The 25068-nt window shown below is 37.0% G+C and carries 24 protein-coding genes; 3 read left to right on the plus strand and 21 right to left on the minus strand.

Annotation, left to right across the window (positions count from 1 at the left end; translation table 11 throughout):
* Complete coding sequence (locus CZ487_RS21895; protein WP_077214374.1) at window positions 1-1326, minus strand: FAD-binding oxidoreductase; 1326 nt, start codon at window positions 1324-1326, stop codon at window positions 1-3.
* Window positions 1327-1355: 29 nt separating this feature from the next.
* On the minus strand, window positions 1356-2054 hold the full coding sequence (locus tag CZ487_RS21900; protein ID WP_077214375.1) for a FadR/GntR family transcriptional regulator: 699 nt from the start codon (window positions 2052-2054) through the stop codon (window positions 1356-1358).
* A 286-nt stretch (window positions 2055-2340) separates the two neighbouring features.
* Between CZ487_RS21900 and CZ487_RS27580 the strand changes: the two genes are divergently transcribed.
* On the plus strand, window positions 2341-2550 hold the full coding sequence (locus tag CZ487_RS27580; protein WP_077214376.1) for a methionine aminopeptidase: 210 nt from the start codon (window positions 2341-2343) through the stop codon (window positions 2548-2550).
* Window positions 2551-2951: 401 nt separating this feature from the next.
* On the opposite strand, the gene opp4C is transcribed toward CZ487_RS27580, so the two are convergent.
* From opp4C to CZ487_RS21935, 6 genes are all read right to left on the minus strand, one after another.
* Window positions 2952-3875: an oligopeptide ABC transporter permease gene (gene opp4C, locus CZ487_RS21910; RefSeq protein ID WP_077214377.1), complete on the minus strand. Its 924-nt coding sequence runs from the start codon at window positions 3873-3875 to the stop codon at window positions 2952-2954.
* An 11-nt stretch (window positions 3876-3886) separates the two neighbouring features.
* Window positions 3887-4849 carry an ABC transporter permease gene (locus CZ487_RS21915; RefSeq protein ID WP_077214378.1) on the minus strand — a complete coding sequence of 321 codons (963 nt, stop codon included), beginning with the start codon at window positions 4847-4849 and terminating at the stop codon, window positions 3887-3889.
* Between the two features lie 80 nt (window positions 4850-4929).
* Complete coding sequence (locus CZ487_RS21920; protein ID WP_077214379.1) at window positions 4930-6690, minus strand: peptide-binding protein; 1761 nt, start codon at window positions 6688-6690, stop codon at window positions 4930-4932.
* Between the two features lie 103 nt (window positions 6691-6793).
* Window positions 6794-7771, minus strand: coding sequence for an ABC transporter ATP-binding protein (locus tag CZ487_RS21925; protein WP_077214380.1), 978 nt, complete (start codon window positions 7769-7771; stop codon window positions 6794-6796).
* Window positions 7772-7783: 12 nt separating this feature from the next.
* Window positions 7784-8752 (minus strand): ABC transporter ATP-binding protein, encoded by a 969-nt coding sequence (locus CZ487_RS21930; protein ID WP_077214381.1) that lies wholly within the window; start codon window positions 8750-8752, stop codon window positions 7784-7786.
* A gap of 475 nt (window positions 8753-9227) precedes the next feature.
* A complete protein-coding gene (locus CZ487_RS21935; protein ID WP_077214382.1) occupies window positions 9228-10211 on the minus strand; it encodes a bile acid:sodium symporter family protein in 984 nt (327 codons plus the stop codon).
* 216 nt (window positions 10212-10427) lie between these two features.
* Here CZ487_RS21935 and CZ487_RS21940 point away from each other — a divergent pair, with 216 nt between their 5' ends.
* Complete coding sequence (locus CZ487_RS21940; RefSeq protein WP_077214383.1) at window positions 10428-11192, plus strand: TraR/DksA C4-type zinc finger protein; 765 nt, start codon at window positions 10428-10430, stop codon at window positions 11190-11192.
* Between the two features lie 21 nt (window positions 11193-11213).
* Here CZ487_RS21940 and CZ487_RS21945 read toward each other — a convergent pair whose 3' ends face one another.
* Window positions 11214-11465 (minus strand): sporulation protein, encoded by a 252-nt coding sequence (locus tag CZ487_RS21945; RefSeq protein ID WP_077214384.1) that lies wholly within the window; start codon window positions 11463-11465, stop codon window positions 11214-11216.
* A gap of 181 nt (window positions 11466-11646) precedes the next feature.
* Here CZ487_RS21945 and CZ487_RS21950 point away from each other — a divergent pair, with 181 nt between their 5' ends.
* Window positions 11647-12180, plus strand: a complete 534-nt coding sequence (locus CZ487_RS21950) for a YceI family protein (RefSeq protein ID WP_077214385.1) — start codon at window positions 11647-11649, stop codon at window positions 12178-12180.
* 62 nt (window positions 12181-12242) lie between these two features.
* On the opposite strand, the gene CZ487_RS28075 is transcribed toward CZ487_RS21950, so the two are convergent.
* The 12 genes from CZ487_RS28075 to CZ487_RS22010 all read right to left on the minus strand — a co-directional run bounded on the left by CZ487_RS28075 (window position 12243) and on the right by CZ487_RS22010 (window position 25048).
* Window positions 12243-12602: a DUF5658 family protein gene (locus tag CZ487_RS28075; protein WP_419865735.1), complete on the minus strand. Its 360-nt coding sequence runs from the start codon at window positions 12600-12602 to the stop codon at window positions 12243-12245.
* A gap of 10 nt (window positions 12603-12612) precedes the next feature.
* Window positions 12613-13701 carry an ATP-grasp domain-containing protein gene (locus CZ487_RS21960; RefSeq protein WP_077214387.1) on the minus strand — a complete coding sequence of 363 codons (1089 nt, stop codon included), beginning with the start codon at window positions 13699-13701 and terminating at the stop codon, window positions 12613-12615.
* Window positions 13702-13719: 18 nt separating this feature from the next.
* Window positions 13720-14319 (minus strand): sugar transferase, encoded by a 600-nt coding sequence (locus tag CZ487_RS21965; protein ID WP_077214388.1) that lies wholly within the window; start codon window positions 14317-14319, stop codon window positions 13720-13722.
* 25 nt (window positions 14320-14344) lie between these two features.
* Window positions 14345-15172, minus strand: coding sequence for a tyrosine-protein phosphatase (locus CZ487_RS21970; protein WP_084783346.1), 828 nt, complete (start codon window positions 15170-15172; stop codon window positions 14345-14347).
* A 221-nt stretch (window positions 15173-15393) separates the two neighbouring features.
* Window positions 15394-16410, minus strand: a complete 1017-nt coding sequence (locus tag CZ487_RS21975; RefSeq protein WP_077214389.1) for a protein kinase family protein — start codon at window positions 16408-16410, stop codon at window positions 15394-15396.
* A 46-nt stretch (window positions 16411-16456) separates the two neighbouring features.
* Window positions 16457-18247, minus strand: coding sequence for an ABC transporter ATP-binding protein (locus tag CZ487_RS21980; RefSeq protein ID WP_084783347.1), 1791 nt, complete (start codon window positions 18245-18247; stop codon window positions 16457-16459).
* Between the two features lie 114 nt (window positions 18248-18361).
* Window positions 18362-19525, minus strand: coding sequence for a glycosyltransferase (locus CZ487_RS21985; RefSeq protein ID WP_077214390.1), 1164 nt, complete (start codon window positions 19523-19525; stop codon window positions 18362-18364).
* Between the two features lie 36 nt (window positions 19526-19561).
* The gene (locus tag CZ487_RS21990) at window positions 19562-20752 is read right to left on the minus strand and encodes a glycosyltransferase (RefSeq protein WP_077214391.1); all 1191 of its coding nucleotides are present in this window, start codon (window positions 20750-20752) and stop codon (window positions 19562-19564) included.
* Window positions 20753-20782: 30 nt separating this feature from the next.
* Window positions 20783-21973, minus strand: coding sequence for a glycosyltransferase (locus tag CZ487_RS21995; protein ID WP_077214392.1), 1191 nt, complete (start codon window positions 21971-21973; stop codon window positions 20783-20785).
* A gap of 46 nt (window positions 21974-22019) precedes the next feature.
* On the minus strand, window positions 22020-22364 hold the full coding sequence (locus CZ487_RS22000) for a helix-turn-helix domain-containing protein (protein WP_077214393.1): 345 nt from the start codon (window positions 22362-22364) through the stop codon (window positions 22020-22022).
* 432 nt (window positions 22365-22796) lie between these two features.
* Window positions 22797-23951: an aminotransferase class I/II-fold pyridoxal phosphate-dependent enzyme gene (locus tag CZ487_RS22005; protein ID WP_077214394.1), complete on the minus strand. Its 1155-nt coding sequence runs from the start codon at window positions 23949-23951 to the stop codon at window positions 22797-22799.
* A 32-nt stretch (window positions 23952-23983) separates the two neighbouring features.
* Window positions 23984-25048: a peptidoglycan bridge formation glycyltransferase FemA/FemB family protein gene (locus CZ487_RS22010; protein WP_077214395.1), complete on the minus strand. Its 1065-nt coding sequence runs from the start codon at window positions 25046-25048 to the stop codon at window positions 23984-23986.
* Between the last annotated feature and the right edge of the window lie 20 nt (window positions 25049-25068).

Below are 25068 nucleotides of genomic sequence, written 5' to 3' on the forward strand. Positions count from 1 at the left end.
TTATATCCCCCCAACAAACCTTCTAGGATTCATAATTCCATTGCTATCGATTTTCGATTTAATTCCTTGCAGAAGGAAGAAATAGGATGGGTTATCTCCCCATACATTGACCTTCTGTCTTAAGGAGTATGGAAGATGCTTCACAATCGCATAGCCGTTATTCTTTTCGGCAGATTCTCTAAGGTGTTTTATGGCTGATTCAACATCACCGATCGCACCGCGCACATGGATTTGACACAGACCATGACCAAGCCCGCCGTGCGCCTCAACGACTAAATTATGGCTGTCACGAAGGAGTTCGCTTTCTCTTACAATCTCAAGTACATCAAGATTCACCACGCCGACTTTTAAGGAAGCTTCCGTTTCATTTGTTGAACTGCTTCTTGCTCCATTAGGGCCATTTTTATAAAAAGCATTCCAAAATTCTTGTGCCTTTTCTCTTTTGTAAATCTCCAACTTCGCCTCAAACGGCTTCATTTTCTTAACCATATCTTCCTGATAATGAACCGAGCTCTCAACATCCTCGAAAGCGATTACCAATGTATAAAGCTTTTCTCCCGTTAATTTTTCTGATAAAGAAGGGCTTAAGAGCTCCAACGAAACCGGTTCTAGCATGGAATCTAAAAGCTTTACTGCGAACGATTTCATTTCGTCTGATTTACCTTCAGGAAAAGATAAAAGAATAAGACTTTCATATTTCGGCAGAGGGCGCAGCTTTAACGTTACTTCAGATAATACACCTAACGTCCCCATCGAACCGATGAATAATTTGTTCATATCGTATCCTGCTACATTTTTAACAACCTTGCCTCCAGCACGAATCACCTGGCCATCCGGATAGACCACTCTGAGGCCGATCACGGCATCCCGTGAAGACCCGTAGCCTAAGCGCTTCGGTCCGCTTTCATTCGCCGCAATGATTCCGCCTATAGTGGCATCTTCTGGCCATGCTGGGTCAAGTGCAATTTTTTGATTATGCTTAGCAAGATAGTCCTGAAGTTCTTTAAAAGAGGTACCAGGCTTTACGGTTAATGTCATATCTCCAACGGTATGCTCAACAATTCCTTTATAGTTTTCAAGCGAGAGCAGTAAATCATTATTCTCAGAAAGACCGCCAAATCCTCTCTTTGTCCCGCCGCTAACGACAGATATGGTTTTTCCATTAAGATTTGCATAGTTTAAAAGCTTTGAAATTTCCTCTTCAGTTTCTGGACAAACCTTCACCTTGCCGCTGTTTCCCAGAGGATGATCTAACTCATGATTTTCCCCTATACGTTCTTCGGGTAAAATCATTTTTAATTCATTGACTAAATCAGCTGTAACCACTCTGTACACCTCCAATGTCTCTACTACTGTTATTGCGATATTTCATGCAAAATGCTGTTCTTTAAAATGTTCTCAACATAATCTAAATGCTCTATCATCGCTTGTCCTGCGTTCCCCTGTTTACTATTTTTAATAGCTTGATAGATAGATTCATGCTGTGCATCTATTTTCATTACAATGGATTGATTTTCTTGGATGTATTGGTGAAAGTCATTCATGGCTTTTTTCGTGGTAGTTGAGATGAATTGCATAAGTTGAGTAATAATATCATTTCCCGTTGCGTTTGCTATAGCCATGTGGAAGTTATAATCAGATTCCCAGCCTTGTGAGTTTTCGTTAAAAAGCGCATTCTCCATTGCTTCAAGGTCAATGTCATTTCGATTTAATGCTGCTGTCTCTGCAATGCCAGGTTCGAGAATTTTTCTTACTTGAAAAAGCTGACGAATGTCTTTAATGTCTGGAAGAATCAATTGACTGGTAAATAATTTCGTAGAATCAAATTTACGTATAAATGTCCCTTCTCCTTGTTTTACATCTACCGCCCCTTTCCCTTTTAGTGTAATGATGGCATCTCGAACAGCAGACCTGCCGACACCAAACATTTCACAAAGTTCACGAACAGACGGAAGCTTTTCCCCTGGGAGAAAGGTACCCTCCTCAATTAGCTTTTCAACTTGTTCTACAACAGACTCTGAAACCTTCTTAATTGAGATCTTTTTTACATTCACGAATTCCCCTCCATCTTGGTTGTTCTATCTGGTTTTCAGATATCTGATATCTGATCTATAACAGCTAATTACTATTAAACCATCGACTTTATCATTTTTCAATAAGTTTTTTGAATTTAAATAAAAATCAGAAATAATGAACTCGCTTCTCTTTCGCTGCATACAATAATAATAATATTAATGTAAGCGCTATCATTTCCTTATAATAATTGGTAATTATTTTGTGAATACATGTATAAATTCTGCTCATTTATTAAAAACTATAATAAAAATCGAGGTGAATTCCATGGGGCTCCTAAATGCTTTTAATGAGTGGAGAACAGCACGTTACGAGAATCATGTGACGCAGATGAAAGATGAAAACAAATGTCCGGAATGCTACGGAAGAGGATTCTTGATCTATCCTGCCAACGAGTTCGTCTATCTTGCTAACCCGTTTGAATGCCCTGGCTGCAATGGGAGCGGGCTTTATAGCGAGTGGTCGGACCTAGTTTAAACAAGCCTAATAAAAATGCACAAGAGGTGTAAGTTGGCCTCTTGTGCATTTTTTATGGGCATTTGACACGGACATTGATGCTGAGCGGGCGCTCATGGACCGGTTTTCTCCAAAAATAACAAACTAGGGTCTTTAGAGAGATTCTTATGACCTATTATCAGGTGATTTTTCACTTTTTGGGTCATTAGAAACTTCTCATGACCCTTTTATCAATTATTTTTCACTTTTTGGGCTATTAGAACTTCTCTTATAACAGAGTAACTTCCAGTATATTACATATTTAAGTTTTAAAAATTTTATTTAAACAAGGTTTTTCCGAAAAATTACATATCTTCTTGCAAAAGTTCCTTTTTCAACAAACATCTTCCATATATCCCCTATTTCAAGCTTAATCAAGCCAGTCACGAGCGCCGGCTGCTCTTCGGGTCAAATGCATCCCGAAGCCCATCACCAATAAAGTTGATGCAAAGTACAGTCACCAAGATCGCCAGCCCCGGCGGCAGCCACGCCTCAGGGCTATTGCGCAGCACCCGGATGCTTTGTGCCTCGGAGATCATATTTCCCCATGTTGGCGTTGGCTGTGGGATTCCGAAGCCAATAAAGCTCAGCGCGGATTCGATAATGATGTAAGTCGCCATCATCAACGTGGCGTTAACAACAATGGGCCCAATCGCGTTTGGCATGAAGTGTTTTAAAATTATTCGCAAATCACTTGCGCCAATTGCTTTTGCTCCTTGTATAAATTCCTGTTCCCTAAGTTTTAAATAAGCACCTCGGATGATCCTCGTTAAATTAGGCCACGAAGTTAACGCAATAATCGCGACAAAAATGCCAATCGTTACTTTTTCTAAAATCGCGACGATCGTTAAGCACAGAACTAAAAACGGCAGCATAAGCATCAGATCGGTCAGCCGCATAATGATGGCATCGACTTTTCCGCCGTAATAACCTGCCAGCGAGCCTAGCGTGACCCCGATGATCAAGGTAAAAAACATTGCACTGAAGCCAACAATAAGCGAAACACGTCCTCCATATAAAAGACGGCTTAAATTATCCCGGCCAGAACTGTCTGTACCTAATGGATGATCATCACTTGGGGGACGTTCAATCAACATTAAGTTCGTTTTCGTTGGACTGTGATCCGTCAAAAATGGAGCGCAAATAACAGCTGAAATAATCACTATAAGGACAACGACACTGACAACGGCCAGTTTGTTTTTTAAGAACCTTCGCAGTGCAATTTGTGATGGACTTGTTCCGCGAACCCCTTTTTTTACTCCAACGGCAGAGTTTCCATCAATATTTCCTTGGGGTTTCAATTCCATGATTTCTCACCTCAATCATAGCGGATTCGTGGATCAACGATACTGTAGAAAATATCAGCAAGTAAATTTCCAACCAGGACAAATAAACCGAGCATTAAGTTGATTGTCATAATCACTGGATAGTCCCTGTTTCCAATAGAGCTGATGAATAATGTGCCAATTCCGGGATACTGAAAGACTGCTTCCGTGATGACAGCGCCGCTTAGCAATATTCCAATTTCGAGCCCAAGCAAGGTAATAATCGGAATCAATGCATTGCGGAGTGTGTGCTTGTACAAGATCACTGGTTCTGTCATTCCCTTCGCTCTTGCAGTCCGGATATAGTCGCTGCCGAGCACATCCAAAACCTCAGACCGCATGTACCTCATATAAGTAGCAGTTCCTGCTAAACCAAGAGTGATGCCAGGGAGAATTAGATGCTGAAGTTTATTAAAAAATAACTCAAGCCCTTCTAATCCTGGTTTACTGACAGACCCTTGGGCGGGCAGCCATCCGAGTTGAATCGAAAAGACATAGATCGCCACAAGACCGAAGAAGAAATTTGGGACAGCCAACCCGAAAAATCCGAAAGCCGTCGCCCCGTAATCTAACAGCGAATAAGGGTGCCGTGCCGAATAAATGCCGATCGGAATCGCAACGATTATTGTAATAAAAATCGTAAAAATACCAAGATAAACGGTGTTGCTTAACCTTTCAGCGATCAATTCTGATACAGACCGTCCTTTATAAATGAGCGAATCACCAAAGTCACCTCTAACAGCACCTTTTAGCCAATTCCAATATTGAACATGAACAGGATCGTTCAGACCAAGTGCCTCTCTTTGTTTTTCATAAACTTCTCGATCAACATTCGGATCCATTTTTCCCGTAAAAGGATCTCCAGGGGCAGCTAGAATAAGAGCAAAAACCAAAACGGTCAGGATAAACAGCATGGGAATAAACACCAAAATACGCCGGATGATGTATTTGTACAACGTGATCAGCCCTCCTTTTACAAGAAAAGAACGTTGCGCGGAGACCGAACGTCCTTTTCTTGACTGTCATTTCAATGTTTTCACTCTGTTACATACCAAAGATGTGTTTTATTAATAAAATTGTATGGCAGGACATCAACATTTTTCAGACGGCTGTTATGTGCGTATAACTTGTTCTGAGCATATAGAATTAACGCAGGCAGATCCTCGCCAAATTCCACTTGCCATTCGCTATATTTTTGTTTGCGGAACTCTTCTTCAAATGCATCTGGTGCTGTTGAAGCTTCTTTTAAAAGTGCGTCAGCATCCGGGTTATGCCAGCGTGAATAATTGTAAGCTGCTGTCGAGGACCATAAACCACTTGGATCAGGATCCGTACTATCCAAGCTCCAGCCAAGCAAATAAAAATCCCAATCTTGGGCATTCTTTTCAAGATCCTCGAAATAGCTTTGCGCTTCCTTCGGCTGGCGAAGGTCAATGTTAATGCCTACCTCTTCTAAGAACTCTTCAATAATTGGAGCTGACCTTTCGCGAAGCTGATTTCCAGTTGGATAGTTTAAATTTAATATCCACTCTTCTCCGTCTGGATTTTCACGGAAGCCATCACCATCAAGATCGACATACCCCGCTTCTTCAAGGAGTTCCTTAGCTTGTTCTGGATCATATTCGTATTGCGGTGGATTAGTATCATCATAGGCCCAGAATTGAGTAGCGATCGGTGAGTTTTGCACCGTGCCTTTTCCATATAACAAGCCATCAATGATACCTTGACGGTCAACTGCGTATGCAATCGCCTGACGGACCTTTTGATCTTTTAATTTTTCATTGACTGTCCACTTCGATGGATCAAGCGTCATATCTCCTTTTGCACGGTGATTGACCATCATTCCCATAATTTGATAGCCAAAATCAGCCTGCTCGATGATTTCGATATGTTCCATATCCTCAACAATTTCATAGTCAGCAGCCTGGAAACCATTCGGCTCCGCGACAAAGTCAATTTCCCCATTTTCTAGTAATCCTAAAATAACGGCTTGATCGACGACTCTCCAAATAACGCTGTCAAGATAGGGTTCACCTTGCCAGTAGTCTGCATGCTTTTCAAGAACATACTGCTCCCCTTGCACCATTTCCGTAAATTTGAACGGACCTGTACCAATTACTTCCCCGGCATTGCGTGATGCACTTGCGGCAGGCATGTCAGCAATCGGGATATCTTTAAAAATATGTTCGGGAATGATTTTGAAAGCTGCATCAGAAAGAGCTTTTACATTTGGCTCTGCAAACTTAAAGGTCACAGTCAAATCATCTTCAGCTACAACACCTTGAAATTCGGAGCTTTCACCTGAGCTGAACTCCTCATAACCAAGTAGTTTTTCGGCATAGTAGGAACGAATCCCGCCGGCCTCAATGTAACCAGGCGATGAAAGAATTTTATACGTAAAGACCACATCATCTGCTGTAAAAGGTTCTCCGTCATGCCAAGTTACATTATCCTGTAAATGAAAGGTGACTTCAGTGTGATCTTCATTGAATGTCCAATCCTTAGCCAACTGCGGAATGAAACCAAGCGTCTTATCCTGACCTACCAACGCTTCATGTGTGATGTCTAGAATGTTCGCTTCATATGCTTCTTCATAAAAGACAGGGTTAAACTGACCTGATGGAGCAGTGTCCATAGCACCGATAACGGTTCCACCCTTCTGCGGCCCTGCTTGTTCTGCATCCTTTTCATTCTCTTCATTTGTCGACGATGATTCGTTATTGCCTGAACATGCTGCCAGTACACCAAAGATTAAAACAAAGCTTAGCAGTAAAAACCATCTATTCTTTAAATTCAAAAGCCTTCACTCCTTTTTCCGGAATATTCTTTATTTTAAAAAGTCCAAATTCCCCTATAAGACATTCCTAGCCCCATCACCCCCTTAACTGAACAACATAACACTACGCATAGAGATGGCAAGCAACCATATGGCCTTCTCCTGCATCCATTAACTCTGGACGTTCTACTGCACAGCGATCATGCGCCTTTGGGCAGCGCGTTCTGAATCCACAGCCAGATGGAGGATTCGCCGGACTCGGAAGATCACCTTTTAAAATAATTTTTTGACGGCGATTCAGGACATCGGTGGATGGCACGGATGATAATAAGGCTTGTGTATAAGGATGAAGTGGATTTTCATAGAGGTTTTTCTTAGGAGCTATTTCTGCCAAACGTCCGAGATACATGACGGCTAGGCGATCGCTAATATGTTTCACCACGCTTAAATCATGTGCAATAAATAAATACGTTAAATTCAATTCTTCCTGCAAATCGGCCATTAAATTAAGGACCTGTGCTTGGATGGACACATCGAGAGAGGATACAGGCTCATCGCAAACAACAAATTTAGGATTTAAAGATAGAGCACGAGCAATACTGATGCGCTGACGCTGTCCTCCAGAAAATTCATGAGGATATTTCAATCTGTCGTCTGCACGCAGACCCACTTTCTCAAGCAGGCTGATTGCTTTTTCTTCCCTGATCCTTTTTTTGATAGATGTTTGCACAAGCAGCGGTTCTTCAATCAATTCCTGAACATTCATTTTTGGATTAAGCGAAGCATACGGGTCCTGAAACACGATTTGCATATCCCGCCGAAGCGGACGAAGCTGTCTATTTTTAAGCTTAGAGATATCCTCATTTTCAAAATAAATCCTGCCGTCTGTTGGTTCTAATAGGCGCAGGATTACCCGTCCAAGTGTGGATTTCCCCGATCCAGACTCCCCAACAATGCCCAGCGTCTCCCCCTTCACAATGCTGAGTGAAAGATCATCAACCGCCTTTATATGGCCGACAGTTCTCTTCATAATCCCGCCTTTAATAGGGAAGTATTTTTTGATATTCCTCGCTTCAAGTATATGATCTGTTTTTTGCGTCATATCATCGCCCCCTTACTCATACAAACAGCAGCGCACATTGTGCCCTGTTTGAATCGGTTTTAGATCAGGAATTTCTGTCCTGCATTTCTCCATCACATGCCGGCAGCGATCGGAGAAACGACAGCCACTTGGAAAATCGTATGCAGGCGGAACCATACCTGAGATAGCGCCAAGTCTATCAACCTCTTTCTCCAAAGATGGCAAACTATCAAGCAGTCCTTGTGTATAGGGATGCTTTGGATGCAAAAAGAGATTCTTGACCGTTGTTTCTTCGACAATTTGACCGCCATACATGACCATCACCCGGTCTGCATACTCAGCAACGACCCCTAAATCATGGGTGATTAAGAGAACGCCCATATTCAATTTATCTTTCATTTCATTGAGTAACTCCAATATCTGTGCCTGAATTGTGACATCCAGCGCAGTGGTTGGTTCATCGGCTATTAATAGCTTCGGATCACATGAGATCGCAATCGCAATCATCGCGCGCTGCCTCATTCCGCCGGAAAGCTGGTGGGGGTATTCTTTCATCGTGTCTTCTGCCCGAGGAAATCCTACTAGCTTAAGGAGCTCGATTGCTTTGCGTTCCGCCTCAGCTTTTGAAACTCTTGTATGCTTTCGTATGGTTTCCTTTAGTTGATTCCCAATTGTAAAAACAGGATTTAAGGCTGTCATGGGTTCTTGAAAAACCATCGATATTTCCTTGCCGCGAATTTTGGCCATTTGTTTTTCGCTTAGCGGCGTAATGTCTGTTCCATTCAGAATAATCCTGCCATCTTCAATTTTTCCAGGCTTATTTATCAGTTTTAGGATCGACAATGATGTGACACTTTTCCCGCTTCCAGACTCGCCCACCAGCGCGACCGTTTCACCTGGATGAACGTGAATGTCAACGCCATCAACTGCTTTGGCGACTTTCTTGCCTTCTAAGTAAAAATACGTTTTTAAATTCTTTACCTGTAACAAAGGCTCTGACAATGCTTGCACCTCTTTTCAAAAAAGAACTTCAAAGGTGGAAAATATTTCATATATCAAACTACTATATAATTAGCAGAATTATACTATTTAAGTGTAATTTTTTCAATATAAAGAAAATTTTAGCAAAATTGATGTGTGGTTCTAATTCATTTATATTGTGACTTTAGGTTAGCATGTTGAGGTATATTTGCGGGTGGAATTTACTAGAGGGAAGTTGGTGAAAACTAAGTAAAAGAGCACTTCTGCGACTTATTTTTTGCTTTTTCTATCCCTTATGGACCAATGTCTTCATCTTATCATTGATTACGGCTTTAAGACTCTTTCTAATGTCCCATAAATATCTAAAAATAATAATTTTGGGTCTAGAGAAACATTCTAAAGGCCGTAACTGCCTTTATTTACGAAAATTTGGGTCATAAGAACAAAATGAGGCACCCTTTTTCAAGGATGCCCTTAATATATGAGTCTATTAAACTTAAACAGCGTCCCTTTTCTTGGCAGTCGCCATCGTATTCTTCGACGAACTGAACGATTTTTCCAATAAATATCCAAAAAGGGAGGCGAGTACTTGCTGAAAAAGGATGCCGATCACCACAGGAACGGCCACTGCTGGTGGGAAGTAAGCAACGGCGATTACAGCACCTGAACTTATATTTCTCATTCCCCCAGTAAATACGAGAGAAATAATTTCATCTCTTTCCCATTTTAGTAACTTCCCAATCAACCAGGCAAGAATATACCCTGTTGCGGCAACAAGAAAAACAATCAATGCGGTAAAGACAAGCTTCGCATCAATATTTTTCAAATAAGGTGCAATTGTTGAACTGTTGATCATCACTACTATACCCAAAGCTATTTTTGAAAAAGGTGCTAATGGAGCTCCCAGCTTTTCATTAATTTTCCCTTTCGTAATCTGATTACAGATCATTCCTAATAGCGAAGGAATCACAACCATTCCAAAAAGACCCTTCATCATGGACAGGACGTCCATCTCAATGCTTTCTCCAAGTATAAAAGCCATGCTGGCTGGCACAATAAACGGAGAAAGGAATGTATCAATTAAAATAATCGAAAGTGCTAACGCGAAATTTCCTTTATAAATGGTGACCCATAAAAAACTTGTAACCCCAGTTGGAATAACAACGGCGAGTACAAGCCCAGTTATCGTGAAAACGTCACCTGGAAAAGCAATATGACCAACACTCCAAGCCCAAAGCGGCATAATAACATGCAGAATCAATAATGCCACGATAATATTAGAAGGATGGGCAAGAACATGTTTTAAAGAAGTAAAATTCGAGGAAAGACTTCCTGAAAACGTCATAAAGGCAAATAGCCAAACAACCAAAAAGGTATAAGAATCAAAAAAATCGGCAAGCAGCACTCCAATTACAACACTAGCGGGAGTAATCAGCGGCATAACCCGATTAAGAAAAGTATTTAAATGATTTAATGACATATTCCAAAACTTCTTTCTCTTCGTTTTGTGTGTCTTGCTAGTTACAAGTACACATTTTACCACTGTTTTGGAATATCGTCTATCGGTGTTCTAACTATTCTTATTATTTGCAAAGCTGTTTAGATTATTTATCGAAAAATTATGCTGTTTTTACTCATTAACCTGCCCATTATGAAGAATACTAAGCAAAGAACGCATGGAAAGGATTGCTTGCAGATGCTATCAAACGAACAGATTGAAACGTTTAAATCACAGCTAGAACAACAAAAGAAAGAAGCAGAAGATAGATTTGACCAAAATGATCATTTTGGTTTAACATCCGGACATGCCCATGAATCGGTAGGTGAATTATCGAGTTACGACAATCACCCAGGCGATGAAGGAACGGAGCTGTATGAAAGAGAAAAGGATATCGCTTTAAATGAACATTCTCAAAACGAACTAGGAAATATCACGAAAGCGTTACAAGCAATTGAAAATGGGACGTATGGAAAGTGCGAGGTGTGCGGGAAGGAAATTGCGGTGGCCCGCTTAGAAGCACTGCCAACCACCACTTATTGTATTGAACATACACCAGATCAAATTACATCACACGAACGCCCGCTAGAAGAAGGAGTCCTCATGCCTCCTTTTGGCAAGTTCGACCAAGATGAAAAGGATGAAACGACTGCTTTTGATGCGGAAGATGCTTGGCAAGAGGTCCAAAGCTGGGGCACATCGGAATCACCATCCGATTTTTACAATGTAGCCGGCCACTATAATGACGTTGGCAATGAGTCTGAAGAAAACACCGGCTATGTAGAGGAATATGAGAACTTTGTGGGTACGGATATCACAGGTAAGCATATTACGGTATATCCAAATAATCAGCATGAACGCTATGAACAGAACCTTGATGAAGAAGGAATCATGACGTCATTCGGCGATTTGCCGGCATTTGAGCATGATCCATATGTGGAAGAGAAAGAGGACAATGACTGAATGTGGTCATTGTCCTCTTTTCTAGAAAAGTAGTTCGTATATCTCATTTAATTGATTTGCACGTTCCTCGTCTTGCTCATTTTTAGCATAACTAATCGCATCTGAGAGAATTTGATCCAAAAAGCTAATATGCTGTTCATTGAGCTCTCGTACAAAAGATGACTCTGTTGTGAAATCTTTCTCCCGAATAATCGAGTAAATTTCCTGTGCTACATCTGACCGGTCTGTGTAATTCGATAAAAATTCTTTTAAATAGCCGACTGGTTGATTCATCTGCCACTATCCTTTCATCTTGTGATCCTTTACTTATTTTTACCAATTAAATAAAAATAATAAGGGATTTTTATATTGACACTGAATATGTTTAGCAATTATAATTCATTTAGAATTAAAATATCTCGAATTTGAGATTAACGAATTAAAAATATTATTTTAAAATAGGGAGAGATATTAGATGGTAAAAACAAAATGGGCAGTAGACACAGTACACAGCAGCGTAGATTTTTCTGTAAAACATATGATGATTGCAAACGTGAAAGGGACATTTAAGAACTTTGATGCAGCAATTGAGGCAGATCCAACTGATTTAACATCAGCTGTGATCGAATTCAGCATTGAGACTGCAAGCGTAGATACGCGTAACGAAGACCGCGATAACCACCTTCGTTCTGCAGATTTCTTTGATGCAGAAAACTATCCAAAAATGACATTCAAATCCACTTCTATCGCAAAAACAGATGACGGTGAATATGATGTAACAGGTGACTTCACGATTCGTGATGTAACAAAACCTCAAACGTTCAAGGTTACTTACGAAGGCTCTGGAAAAGATCCATGGGGCAATGAAAAAGTTGGATTTGGCGTTGAAGGCGTCATCAACCGCAGTGAGTACGGATTAACTTGGAACGCAGCACTAGAAACTGGCGGCGTGCTGGTTGGGGATAAGGTGAAGATTTCGTTGGATGTGCAGGGTGCGAAGGCGGAGTGATAATAGGGATTGGGAAATGCAGGCTTTCTTTTTGGGGGAGGGCCTGCATTTTTTGATATTTTTCAAACAAGAGGAATAATCCAGTATAAATGTAGAACATTAACACCCGAATATAGGATTGATGCAGCTACGACTAGGACCTTCGTACAAGTTTTAAGAGGAACCTTATTTATAAAAGCCAATATGCTTATTAAACAGGAAAGGAATACCTTGAAGAATAGAAATAACAAAGGATGCGCTTCAAAAAGAGCATTCATAAACGGATTCCATTCGTTGATGTAAGAAAAGCTAATGCCCCAAAAGGTTAAAACTCCATCTAGGATATTTAAAAAACCTAGATATAAGAATAGGAATTTCTGAGTAATTAACTTTCCACAACGACTAATAATTAGCATTCCCTCCCCATCTACCTGGCTCTTCATTACCCAAGATTTATAAATGTGTTGGTACTTGCTGAATCTCTAGCAATTTACTGATTTCTTTCTCTGTTGTTAAAATTGGCTCTCTATCCATATCTCGTATCCAAAGAAGCCCATCCGGAAGAGGATTAATTTTCTTTTCTAATGAAGGAAACTTTTGATAAAGCATGATATCTTTATATATTTCAGGCATATTCAGCCCTGCTTCTGTAAAGAAATAATTAGTCGTAAAAAAGCGCATGTTGATTTCAGTCGGATTTGGAAAATCATTTTGATCATATGTCATATCGACTCCATAGACGCCATGAGGTTTTGGATCAACCGCATAGATAGTGTCCTTTGCTACTCGATTAACCGTTTCATCAGAATATGTTTCACCAACACCAGTAATACCTGTTACACCTGAGAGTGTTCGATTTCCGAAGCCCCATGACTTTCTACGTCTTGTCTGAGCAACAACCAGTTCTCCCTCATACCAAATTGACAACCAGGTCACGGTTTTTTCAGACTGAAGTAATTCTGATGCTGTAAAACTTCCCCAGCCTTTATAGATATCAATCCAGTTTTGTGCAAACTCAAAATCATTTGTAGGAAGCGCACCTTTTCCACCCGCACCAATCGTTGATCTTAGCCAGACTTTCCCCTCTTTATCACCTAATTGTTCGAAAGCCTTTTTTAAATCAGATGATTCATTAATGGGAACAGTCTTTGGAACTTTAATTCCCTCTGACTCCCAGATCTTATAAGATAGATATTTATCTGTACATGTCTCAATAACTTCATGATCGGGCATAAATAACTTAGTGCCCACTGCTTGAATTTCATTTCGAAGCTTTGATACTTCTAAAATTTCTCTATCATTCATAAAAACTGCCAAACTCGGTTTTTCATCCGCTAGTAATTTGAGCAATGCTTTCTTATATTCATCCCCAAACGCATGCTCATATGGAATATGACGTTTTGTATCCGCTTTTGATGAAAATAGCTGAATTGGATTCCTCGAAACGCCAATGATTTCTTCTTTCTTTGCTGATTGATTAAATGACTTTATAACATTTTCTGCTGGAGCTACGCCAACATCTGTAATTAAGATTTTTTCCACAATAGCACCTCTTCAAATTTATAAGTTTTTCGACATTCCCTTGTAATGTTCCATACTATAGTGCTGCTTTGCACCAATGCCTTCTTTCTTCACAACCTTCACTACGGTCAAAATCAGTATTTTTAAATCTACAAGAAACGATTGATGGTCGACATACCAAATATCAAGTTCAAACTTTTCATCCCAGCTAATTGAGTTTCTTCCATTAATTTGTGCCCATCCTGTTATACCGGGCTTTACATCATGCCTTCTGGCTTGTTCGGCTGTATATAAAGATAGATATTCGGTTAGTAAGGGGCGTGGTCCGACCAAACTTAAATCTCCTTTGATGACATTAAAAAGCTGAGGCAGTTCATCCAAACTATATTTTCTTAAAAATATTCCGAGCTTTGTCAATCTTTCCTTTCCTGGAAGCATTTTGCCTGTCTCGTCCCTTTTATCAATCATTGTTCGAAACTTATACACATGAAAAAGCTTTTCATGTAATCCAGGTCGAGTATGTTTAAAAATAATTGGTGCCCCCATTTTGATCCGAATCAAACTTGCAATAAATAGCATAATAGGAGAAAAAAGAACGATAAGGATGATTGCAACCGTTAAATCCGTGATTCTTTTCAAACTAGTTTCACCTCCGAAGTAATGATTAAAGATTTTGTTCTTTGATCCGATTTAATGGATGATTATATAAGAAGAAATATTGCCTTCTTTTTTCAATATACTTTGGCTGGTTGATCTTGATGTCCGTTCCAGTTAATGTATTACTTGCATTCGTTTGCAAGTACTGCCGATAGTCAGAGGAATACTGACGATCTAAGAAATCATAACAACTTTGCAGTTCGAACTTTCGCCGAATATGATGATGGGCATCAGAAGCAATAAAATGAACAAGTTCATGATCCAATAAATGCCTGGAGAAATTTTTCAGCCTTTTTCCATGCATACCGGTAATACTTCCTGCAGTTACTTGGACTAGAATCCCGTTTTTTACCCATTTGTAGATGAGTCCAGGATTTTTTCTTATAATCCTATTTCTCTCCGGATGGGCAATAATAGGCGTGAACCCTTTCTTCTGCAATCGGGAAAGTGCTTCTTCCGTTTGCTCTGGCAGGTGATGGCAGGGGGGTTCGATAAGCATGTACTTTCCTGTATTATTTAACGTGAGAAAATCCTCGAATCTTTCTTCAATATCTTCAAGAATTTGCTCATGTAAATGAAATTCTATTCCAGGGTGAACTTCCAATGGGACATTCTGTTCCTTTAGCAATTCGTTAGCCTCTTCAACTAATTTCAAAATATTAGATGGACTATTTTCATAGAAATGTTTTTTATGTTGATGCTTATGATGCGGTGTGGCAATTACATGATCTATTCCTGTATCCACTGCTTGCCGGGCTAACAGAATCATTTCGTCCCAATTCTTAGGGCCATCATCTAGACCGGGAAGGATGTGATTATGGATGTCAACAATCAAACGTTCCTCCTCCTAACATATATTCTTAATTAAGAACACATAATTAATAAATATCCTTTATAAAAAGTTAACTTTACCTATATTCTGTTATTACTTATATTTTCTTCTTTTAGTTTTGGCAGTTTTTCTAAAAGTCTTAAATCGGTGATTATATCAGAGCTTATAATCAACGTTTCATAATTTTGGATATTGAATTCCATCTAGTTTAGGTTTTTTTATACTTAAACCTCTACTCCCTTAATAAATCTAATTATCCTTGAAAAATCGCTTGCAAATTGTCTAGTCTCGAACTGTATTAATCTTAAATAAACATCCTCCAGATAAAAAAGTTCTTTATTATTTATAGAATGAGTGTAAAAATAATCACTCAGGAGATTATTAATATCTGACTCCTTGAAGTACCTATTAATTCTTTCCAGAATATAATCATAAAATTCTTCTCCAAGAAAAGGGAATCTCGCTTTAAACTTAAGAAAATCATAAAAGGGAGTTCTAAATTCACAAAACTCCCAATCTATCAGTACTATTTCATTATTTACCTCTAGTAAATTGTCCTGTTTTATATCTCCATGACTAAAAGTTAGGATAATTTTATTTCGCGAATAACTTTTTATAAACTTTTCATACTCTATTTTAATGAAACTTTTTACTGTTTCTATTTGTTCTTCAGATAATTTCCCCGAATTTCTGTTTAGAATACCGAGAGATTTACTTAGTAAAAATTTGGCATAAACATGGGACTCAACTTCCTTAATAGCTGATTTATATAATAAATTTATAAACATATCACTTATTTTATCTCTAAGATGGTTATTAATAGAAGCGTTTATAAGGTTAGGATGGTGCCCGTTATAGAACCTTCCTTTTATTATCCTATTTTCAATATCTACATCGTAGATTTTTTCATACATTAAACTACTTTTATTAAATCTCAAACTCCTTAATATATAACTTTCGTTATGTTCATCATAAATCGTATAAATAACCCTATCTTTTAACCTTATTATTTTATAGTTATTGTTTCCTACACTTAGGGCAATATCCCCATCTATGATTAATGATTTCTTTTTGAACTTATTTTTTTTATATTGAAGAGCATAATTCAATATTACCTTAATCCTCTTAATTGGATTTCTAGGCATTAATGGTTTACAATTAAACAAAATTAACGGCCACAAAATTATAGGGAACTTCTTATTTATACTTATAAAATTATTAATAGATGAGTATTGGTACAACCGTGAATCACCTCGCTTAATTGGTCTCAAACTAATCACTGAATTATTACATAACAGACTGTTCCAAATTTTTTTTACTTTTTGACATTAACCTTCCATTGTTTATTTTAAAAACAACGTCACAATTTTGTATGGTGCTTAAGCGATGAGCTATTATAATTAATGTCTTCTCTCCCTTCAATCCGTTAATTGCCTTCATAATCTCTTGTTCTGTTCCATTATCAAGTGCAGATGTTGCTTCATCCATAAATAATATCTCTGGGTTATGGTAGAGAGCCCTGGCAATTCCAATACGTTGTCTTTGGCCTCCAGAAATTCTTACTCCTCGTTCTCCAACAGTTGTTTCTAATTTATCAGGCAAAGATTCAACATATTCCTTTAGCTGTGCCTGTTCTAGTGCTTTCCAAACTACAGCATCATCAATCTCTTTTTTGTTTATACCGAATGCAACATTCCCTCGAATAGTATCATCTGACAAATATATTGTTTGAGGAATATAACCAATTTTTTTTTGCCAAAGTGGTATTTGCTCGAATAAGTCTTTTCCATCTACAGTAACGGATCCCTCTTCTGGACGAAAGAGCCCAAGAATTATATCAACAATAGTTGTTTTTCCTGCACCAGATTCTCCGATAAAAGCCACTGATTGACCAATTGGAATTGTCAGCGAAATATCCTTAACTACTAAATTTTTCTGATTAGGATAACGGAATGAGACATTCTTTAATCGTATTTCTTCTTTAAACATTCTTTTTGGTAGATTGCTTTCTTCTTGTTTAAAAGTAGAATTCAGATTCGGTTCACTGTTTTCGCAAAGCTCATTATCCATAAATAAATCTTCGTAGACAGCGGACAATGCGGGTTGATTATAGCGTATACTATTAATTAATCCTATTACCCGACTTATAGACGGCATAAGTCTAAAAGCAGCCATTGCAAATAATGCCATAGTCGATACAAGATTAGAAGTATTTACATTTTGAAAAATAATGATTAGCATCGTTATTAATACTATTGATACTACTATGGTCTCTATAAAAAGTCTTGGTGCTAAATCTAACATCCGCATATATATACCATTCTTAGCGAGTAATACATTGGGTTTAGTATATGCATCAACAAAGAAATCTTCTTTTCCGGACACCTTAACTTCTTTACTTGCGCCCAATCCTTGATTTACCCATTTTATCAAATCACTATTAAATTCTGTCTGTTCAGCTCCTAATTCCTTAACTCTTTTCCTGAATATTCTTAAAAATAAAAATAAACTTCCACCTAATACGCTGGCCACTATAAGTGTTAAGAACGGTTCCGTTACTATCAGTAATAATACGATAAAGATGATAATAAGTATTTCTGTGAGTAAGTGAAATCCTGCCATAATAATCCCATTAAATACCTTAGGTACTTCTCTACTTACATTTCGAAGTAATGTAGCAGTATTTCTCTGTAAATGAAAAGAATATGGTTTTGTTAAGTATTTTTTGAATAATCTTTGGGATAGCTTGACTTGTTGATTGTATATTACCCTTCCCTGTGCATATTGAAAAAATAATATATATAAATTCTTTAATATAAAAACCGCTAATAATATAACAACTGAAAATGTCACAAATCCCTTATGGGAATTAAAATTCAGCAAATTATAAATATACTGCAAACTAGTTTGATTTTCAATTATTGTTGGGTCGGTAACAATTCCCACAAAGGGTACAATTAAACCTATTCCAACTGTTTCAAATAGCGCTGCGAAAATCATTAGAAAAAATAGTAATAATAATTTATACTTTTCTCTTTTGCTAAAAAGCATAATTATCTTATTTGTTGTATCCTTCACCTATATCATCCTTTTATAATTTTATATTCTCCTCCAAATGAGGGTAGGTGAGAAAAAGCTTCTATATAACTTAGTAAATAAAAAAAGTAAGTTTACAATTAAATCTATCAATCCCTATATCATTTTGAGTAGTTGGTGAATTTCAGAAATATTATCTACATCCATGGACCTGAGATTTGTTTCAAACTGTTTTAATACATACTCATTTTTTAACAATTGTTCTATTTTGTTGTATAAGCTTATTTCATCACATTTGACAATACTTCCCGTTCTTCCATCTATTATTTGTTCCATCGCTCCTGGAAAGTTAGTTGTAACGATTGGTTTAAATAGTGCTCTTGCCTCTGCTAAAGTAATACAATACCCTTCATGGCGAGAAGTTTGTACGTACAGATCACAATCTCTCATGTAAGGATAAGGATTATTCTTTGTACCAAGTAGAATTAATTTATCTTGTAAACCATTTTCAATTATTTTATTTTCTATTTCCTTTCTGGATTTACCATCACCTATACAATACCAACGGACATTATAGCCTTCTGAAACTAATCTACGAAGTATATTCGGAATAAGATCCTGACCTTTTTCAGGGGTTAATCTTCCTACGGTTAATATCCTTATACCATTAAAGCTATCTTCGAAGCCTATATTCTCCTCGGACATGCATTTAAGTTTCTCTTTATCTAAGATGTTGTAGAATACTGATGTAGTTTCTTTGAATTCAGGGAATAACTCATTAAATTTTAACATTGAATAATATGAAACACAGAATATCTTGTCATATTTATGATAAAATCTTCTATACTTCCCTAGAGAATTTTTATATTTGGAGACATCACTATGTATCCATGCAACTTTTTTATTTGCAATAATCTGATCGGCAACATAAACTACTGGAAAAGATGCAGGAACGTGGTAAGCAATTGCTAAATCATATCTATTTTCATCAAATGATATGGTCTTAGAAAGATACATTTCCTGCTTGAATACAGAATTAGCTCTTTTTGCTAAAGATGTATAAAGCCCAACCTTAAAAGCATCTATGAATTTTCTCCTCTTTATTAAATTCCATATTTTTTTTCCTGTAGTTTTTTCATTTCCATACATGCATTTTACTTTTACATGACTAGGGATTTTATCTAAAAGCTCTCCACCAGATCCCATCACTAAAATTGTTACATTATATTGATCTTTTGGAATTTTCTCCAGCATGGAAATTAATGCTCGTTCTATACCACCCATGATCATTCTTCGAGTAACTATAATGATACTTTTCATAAATCTCTACCCTTCTAATAAAAATACCTATTTAATTTAAAGCAGAAACGTTATTTTTTGAATATCTTTTGATAAACTACTTATATTTTTATTAGCTAAATTGTAGGAGAGGTTTTCTCGTAGAGTCTTATCTCTTAGTAATCTATTTATCCCATGATATATTTCTCCGACGTCTATAGGTACAATGATACCTGTTTCACCATTTTTTATTTGTTCTTTTGCCCCTGTAAAATCTGTAGCAATGATAGGCCTGTTCAGACACCTTACCTCAGCAAGTGTTATACAATATCCTTCATGCCGAGAAGGTTGTACATAGATATCGCATTGTTTCATGAATGGATATGGGTTTTCTTTTGCTCCAAGAAGGAAAAAATCATCTTCTAAGTTATGTTCTTTAATTAATCTTTCATATTCTTTTCTCTCTCTACCTTCACCTATACAGTACCATCGAACATTGTAGCCATCTTCTTTCAACTTAGCTAACACTTTGATTGTTAAATCCTGCCCCTTTTCCTTACTTAGCCTTCCTACAGTAAGGATTCTATATCCACAGAAGTCATCCTGGAATCCGCAGCCTTCTTCTGCAAGCCTTAAAACCTGTTCTTGAGACAAAAAATTTAAAAACTTCTCAGTTTTGTATTTTAAACTCGGTATAAGTTCAATAAGTTTTTGTTTACCTTCATTTGATACCACAAAAATCTTGTCAAACTGCCTATAAATTCTTTCTGCAAATTTCTTATTAAAACCAATTTTTGTAATATCAAAATGTATCCATTGTATCTTCTTTTTTGCCTTTATCTTATGAATAACAAAATAGCTTATAAGGTCCATGGGTCCTGCATAAGCTACTGCTGCATCATATTCTTCTTCTAGAACAGGGTAATTTCTTAAAATATACTTATAAAATAGACTTCTTTCTTTCTTCATCTTCGTTATAAGATGTACTGTTATTAAGCTAGTAGTATCAATGATTCTTCCTTTTTTTAAAAATTCTATTGCTGATACTTGAGGAGGATTATTAATAGTTTCTTTTATTCTGTCATACCCTTTTAAATATTTAACTTTAACTCCTTGAGGGATCGAATTTAGAAGTCCTCCGTATTCCTCTAGCATTAGCAGTGTAATATCATACTTTTCTTTCGGCATCTCAGATATCATATTGAGTAATGCTTTTTCTGTACCGCCTATATTCATATTAATAAGCATAAAAAGTATTTTTTTCTTCATTTAAGAATCACTCACAGAACTTAGATTTTCTTAACATATTAATCGATAAAATTTTTCTATTTCTTCCGTGTTTCCTTTTTTCTCATTTTGCAAGTAATTAATTATACTTTTCCTTAGTTCATGATCATTGATAATCCTAAGTATCGCTTCGCAAACTGCAACTGCATTTCTTTCGACAACTAGACCGTTTTTTTCATGTAACATTTGGTTGTAAACTGCATCAAATTCTGTTGTTACTACTGGGACATTAAGCATTCTTGCCTCAGCAATCGCAAGACCAAATCCTTCAAACCTTGAAGTTTGCACATACAAGTCAGAGTTTTTTATATACGGATAAGGATTTGCTTTGACTCCTAATAAAATAAAGTAGTCAGTTAAATCATTTTTACAAATATACTTTTCTATTTCCTCTCGCAAAGGCCCTTTACCCAAAACATACCATTTGAATTTAATGCCTTTATCCTTTAATTTTTTGCATGCCTCCAAAGCAACATCGTACCCCTTCTGATGAGCAAGCCTTCCGATAGTAAGAATTTTGATTCCATCAAATTCATCTTCTTGATTTTCTCCTAGCTCTGCCATATTGGTTATAAATTCAGGGTTATTAATATCGTAAATCACATCGACATAATTACTATATTGTGGAAAAGTTTCAAGGAATACCTCTTTAGTAGAATCTGATACTGCCACAATTTTATTAAATTTATCGTAAAAATGTTTCTGAAAATCTTTGTCCTTTTGTTCTAGTCGATAACTAACATTTACCCATGCAAACTTCTTCTTCGCTTTTACTTTTTCTGCTATATAGAAAGTCGGAACTCCCTGGGCATAACTTATCGCTATATCATAAGTAGTAGAATTCTCTTCAATAACAGGTGATATTTCTTCCCAAAACATCCTAGCTTTTTGAGCATTGCTACACTTATTTTTACGTATACGGATAGAATACCGAGTCCTAGCCGCTAACATTTTGAAATCAAATTTCTTTAACGAATACTTAGCGGATTCTATCAAAGCCATTTGACTAAAAAGTGTATATTTTAATGGTTTTAAAATATTTACTTCTGGAGGAACAAGCTCCTCGAGTACTTTTCCATGGGCAAATAACATAAGATCAACATTATATTTTTTATAATCTAAAAGATTAAGTAATGTGACTAAGCTTTTTTCCGCGCCTGCACAATCTAGAGAGTCAATAACAAATAATATTTTTTGTTTCAAATTACAAATCACCTCGTTTTCCGTAACTAATCGATATTAACCCTTCTTATCCCTTATTCTCCTGTTGCCACTTAATAAATTCGAGAAGAATCTTATAATCTTGAACTGTTTTTTTATCCACACCTCTTTCTTTTAATTCGTTTATTAGTTTTAGCCATTCTTTATCAATTGATGGAGTTGGTTCTGTTATATCTGCATTTGGATTAAGCAGAAGCTGTAGATCAACCTGCAGAACTCCGGAGATTTTCTCAAGTACTTGAATGGATGGGTTCTTATTCAAGCTGCGTTCGATATTGCTTAAGTACGACTTCGAGATTGCTGCCCTTTCAGCTAGTTCGGATAGTGTTAGACCTCTTTGTTTTCGAATTCGATAAATGTTTTTACCAATCATTTTTATACCTCTTTATTTTCTAATTAACTTCGCAATTATCAAACCACCTCTTGTTGCGAAATTTACTCATAAAAAAACCCATTTAAAGGTTTACTTTTTAAAAAGGAATTATATCCATTGACACAAGTATCAAGTTTCTCATCATAACATGTTGATGAGAGGTTTATGTATAAGCAAAAGTCGTCTTGTCGAAGTCTATTGCATCATAAATGTCTTTAATCTGGAGGAAAAGCCATGTTTTCAATTTTATCTAATCCATTTCAGACACTTAAAAAACGTTATCATCGAATCATGCACATGTACTATTACCATCTTTATAAAGATTGCTATGATCCTACATTTAAAGATAAGTTCTACATGAAGTGCATATATCATGAAAAGAAAATCATTTCATAAATTATAAACCTGTGCATCAATCAGATTGACTTACCTCTACACCTCTACTTTTAAGCTATTTCTTATACTATTTATTACTCTTGAAAGATCCTCTTCATTCATATTTGATCCAGATGGAAGACAAATACCAGTCTGAAACAACTGTTCTGAAACATTCTCACTTTCGCTGTGAGCATAAAAATCAGCATCTGCAAAGAGAGGCTGCATATGAAGCGGCTTCCAGACAGGCCGGGCTTCAATATTTTCTTCTGAAAGAATTTCTATTAATTCTTGTACAGAGATCCCTGTTCGCTCTTTATCAATGGTACAGGCTGTGAGCCAACGATTTGAGTAAGTGTTTTCCAGCTCAGGCATAAAAGTGATCCCTGAAATCGATACTAACTCGTGATAATACCTATCAAAGACAGCCCTTCTAGCTTCCACGCGGTTTTCCAATACCTCTAATTGTGCCCTTCCCACTCCCGCTAAAATATTGCTCATTCGATAATTGTAACCAACATTGCTATGCTGATAATGGGGAGCTGGATCTTGAGCCTGAGTTGCCAAAAAGCGCGCTTTTGCTAATGCTTCAACATCATCAGAAACGAGCATTCCTCCGCCTGATGTTGTAATGATCTTATTGCCGTTAAATGAATAAATTCCAAATCTGCCGAACGTCCCGCTTGCTTTCCCTTTATAAAAAGATCCCAATGACTCAGCAGCATCCTCAATTACAGGCACTCCATATCTATTGCATAATGTTAAGATTTCATCCATTTTAGCGCTTTGACCATATAGGTTAACGACGATAACAGCTTTTGGTATATTTCCTGAATGAACAGCATCAGTTAATGCACGTTCTAGCGCTTGAGGTGACATATTCCATGTTTCAGGTTCTGAGTCAATGAACACGGGCTTTGCTCCTAAATAGGCAATAGGATTGGCACTGGCAATAAAGGTAAGACTTGAACAAAAAACCGTGTCGTCTTTTTTCACATCTAACAATCTTAAAGCTAAATGAATAGCTGCAGTCCCTGAACTGACAGCTGCAGCTCCCTTCATGCCAACATATGATGCCAATTCCTCTTCAAAGGCATCGACATTTGGTCCAAGAGGGGCAATCCAATTCGTTTCAAAAGCATCTTGAATATACTTTTGTTCATTACCACTCATATGTGGTGAAGATAAATAAATTCTTTTATTATTCTTCATAAAACACACCCTTTGCCTATAGAAATAGCTCTTTATAAAATTATTTTTTTCTTCTCCACAATCCCGCGGTAAATTGGGAAAAAGTCTGGATTATATTCATAATTTTTCTTTACCAAGCCTGTTAGATCTTCATACACTTCCTGGCAATGAATTTTTTTCCCGATAAAATAGTCATAATGATTGCTATTAGTAAAAGATGCTTTAAAATGAAAAAGCCCATCATCTTCTTGATAGCCACCACCTAGGTGAAGAAGAGATGAGCCCTTTGACCGACAAAACTCAATCATAAAATCAAACAGCATATTATTGGGTCTAACATGCAGATAGTCTGTTTTAGAAGCACCTAGATGATAATGTGAAAATTCCGATCCTACCATCACCATCACAGCAGCAACAATGTTTTGGTTATATTCTGCAAACAATAAATACGTTTTGCTTTCATTTGTATCCTTAACTTGTTCAATGAAATACGCCTCATCAAAATAATAAAAAGGGCTGGCATGATTTCGATCCATTGTTTCTTTGTACAAGTCCATAAAAATCCTTATGTTTTCCAAATTATTCTCTGCAAGAAAGCAAGTGATCCCTTTCTTCTTTCCTTTTTTAATATTTCTCTTTACCATTGATGAATAATTTCTTCTAATCTCTTCTAATGGCAGTGATAAATCGACAGCTGTTGTCTTTCTTATATATTGGACAACCATACTGCTCGCAAAATTCCGCCGGTTATCCTTTAATGGATGGAACCTGATTGTTTCAGTAATAACATTATTTTCCCGGCAATATAGGCTGAATTTGTCATAAAAGTTTTGAACATTATCGATGCTTCCCTGTATGTGGGGGCCTCCGTAGCCATATGGTGTGACGATATCATATAGGCTTTCATCAATAATGGAGATCTTTCTTTTAATAAATGGATAAAAAACCTGTGTTGATCCTTCCTTATAATAAGCTGCCATTAATTCACCGGACTCATGATTACTCCATAACTTGCCATACTCATATGAATAATAGACATCTAGGTTAGTAAAGGAACTTGCTGCCCTTTTCCATGAAACTGGGTCTATAATAATACTGAATTCACTGAATTCACTCAATCCTCTCACCACTTCCTATT

It is taken from the genome of Robertmurraya dakarensis, from assembly GCF_900156875.1.
Classification (GTDB): Bacteria; Bacillota; Bacilli; order Bacillales; family Cytobacillaceae; genus Robertmurraya; species Robertmurraya dakarensis.

Coding starts and splice junctions, on each gene's coding strand:
- CZ487_RS21985 (WP_077214390.1), bottom strand. CDS start 19,525: ATGAAAAGTATCATTATAGTTACTCGAAGAATGATCATGGGTGGTATA.
- CZ487_RS21940 (WP_077214383.1), top strand. CDS start 10,428: ATGCTATCAAACGAACAGATTGAAACGTTTAAATCACAGCTAGAACAA.
- CZ487_RS21990 (WP_077214391.1), bottom strand. CDS start 20,752: ATGAAGAAAAAAATACTTTTTATGCTTATTAATATGAATATAGGCGGT.
- CZ487_RS21950 (WP_077214385.1), top strand. CDS start 11,647: ATGGTAAAAACAAAATGGGCAGTAGACACAGTACACAGCAGCGTAGAT.
- CZ487_RS21935 (WP_077214382.1), bottom strand. CDS start 10,211: ATGTCATTAAATCATTTAAATACTTTTCTTAATCGGGTTATGCCGCTG.
- opp4C (WP_077214377.1), bottom strand. CDS start 3,875: ATGGAATTGAAACCCCAAGGAAATATTGATGGAAACTCTGCCGTTGGA.
- CZ487_RS21925 (WP_077214380.1), bottom strand. CDS start 7,771: ATGACGCAAAAAACAGATCATATACTTGAAGCGAGGAATATCAAAAAA.
- CZ487_RS21945 (WP_077214384.1), bottom strand. CDS start 11,465: ATGAATCAACCAGTCGGCTATTTAAAAGAATTTTTATCGAATTACACA.
- CZ487_RS27580 (WP_077214376.1), top strand. CDS start 2,341: ATGGGGCTCCTAAATGCTTTTAATGAGTGGAGAACAGCACGTTACGAG.
- CZ487_RS28075 (WP_419865735.1), bottom strand. CDS start 12,602: ATGAAGAGCCAGGTAGATGGGGAGGGAATGCTAATTATTAGTCGTTGT.
- CZ487_RS22000 (WP_077214393.1), bottom strand. CDS start 22,364: ATGATTGGTAAAAACATTTATCGAATTCGAAAACAAAGAGGTCTAACA.
- CZ487_RS22005 (WP_077214394.1), bottom strand. CDS start 23,951: ATGAAGAATAATAAAAGAATTTATTTATCTTCACCACATATGAGTGGT.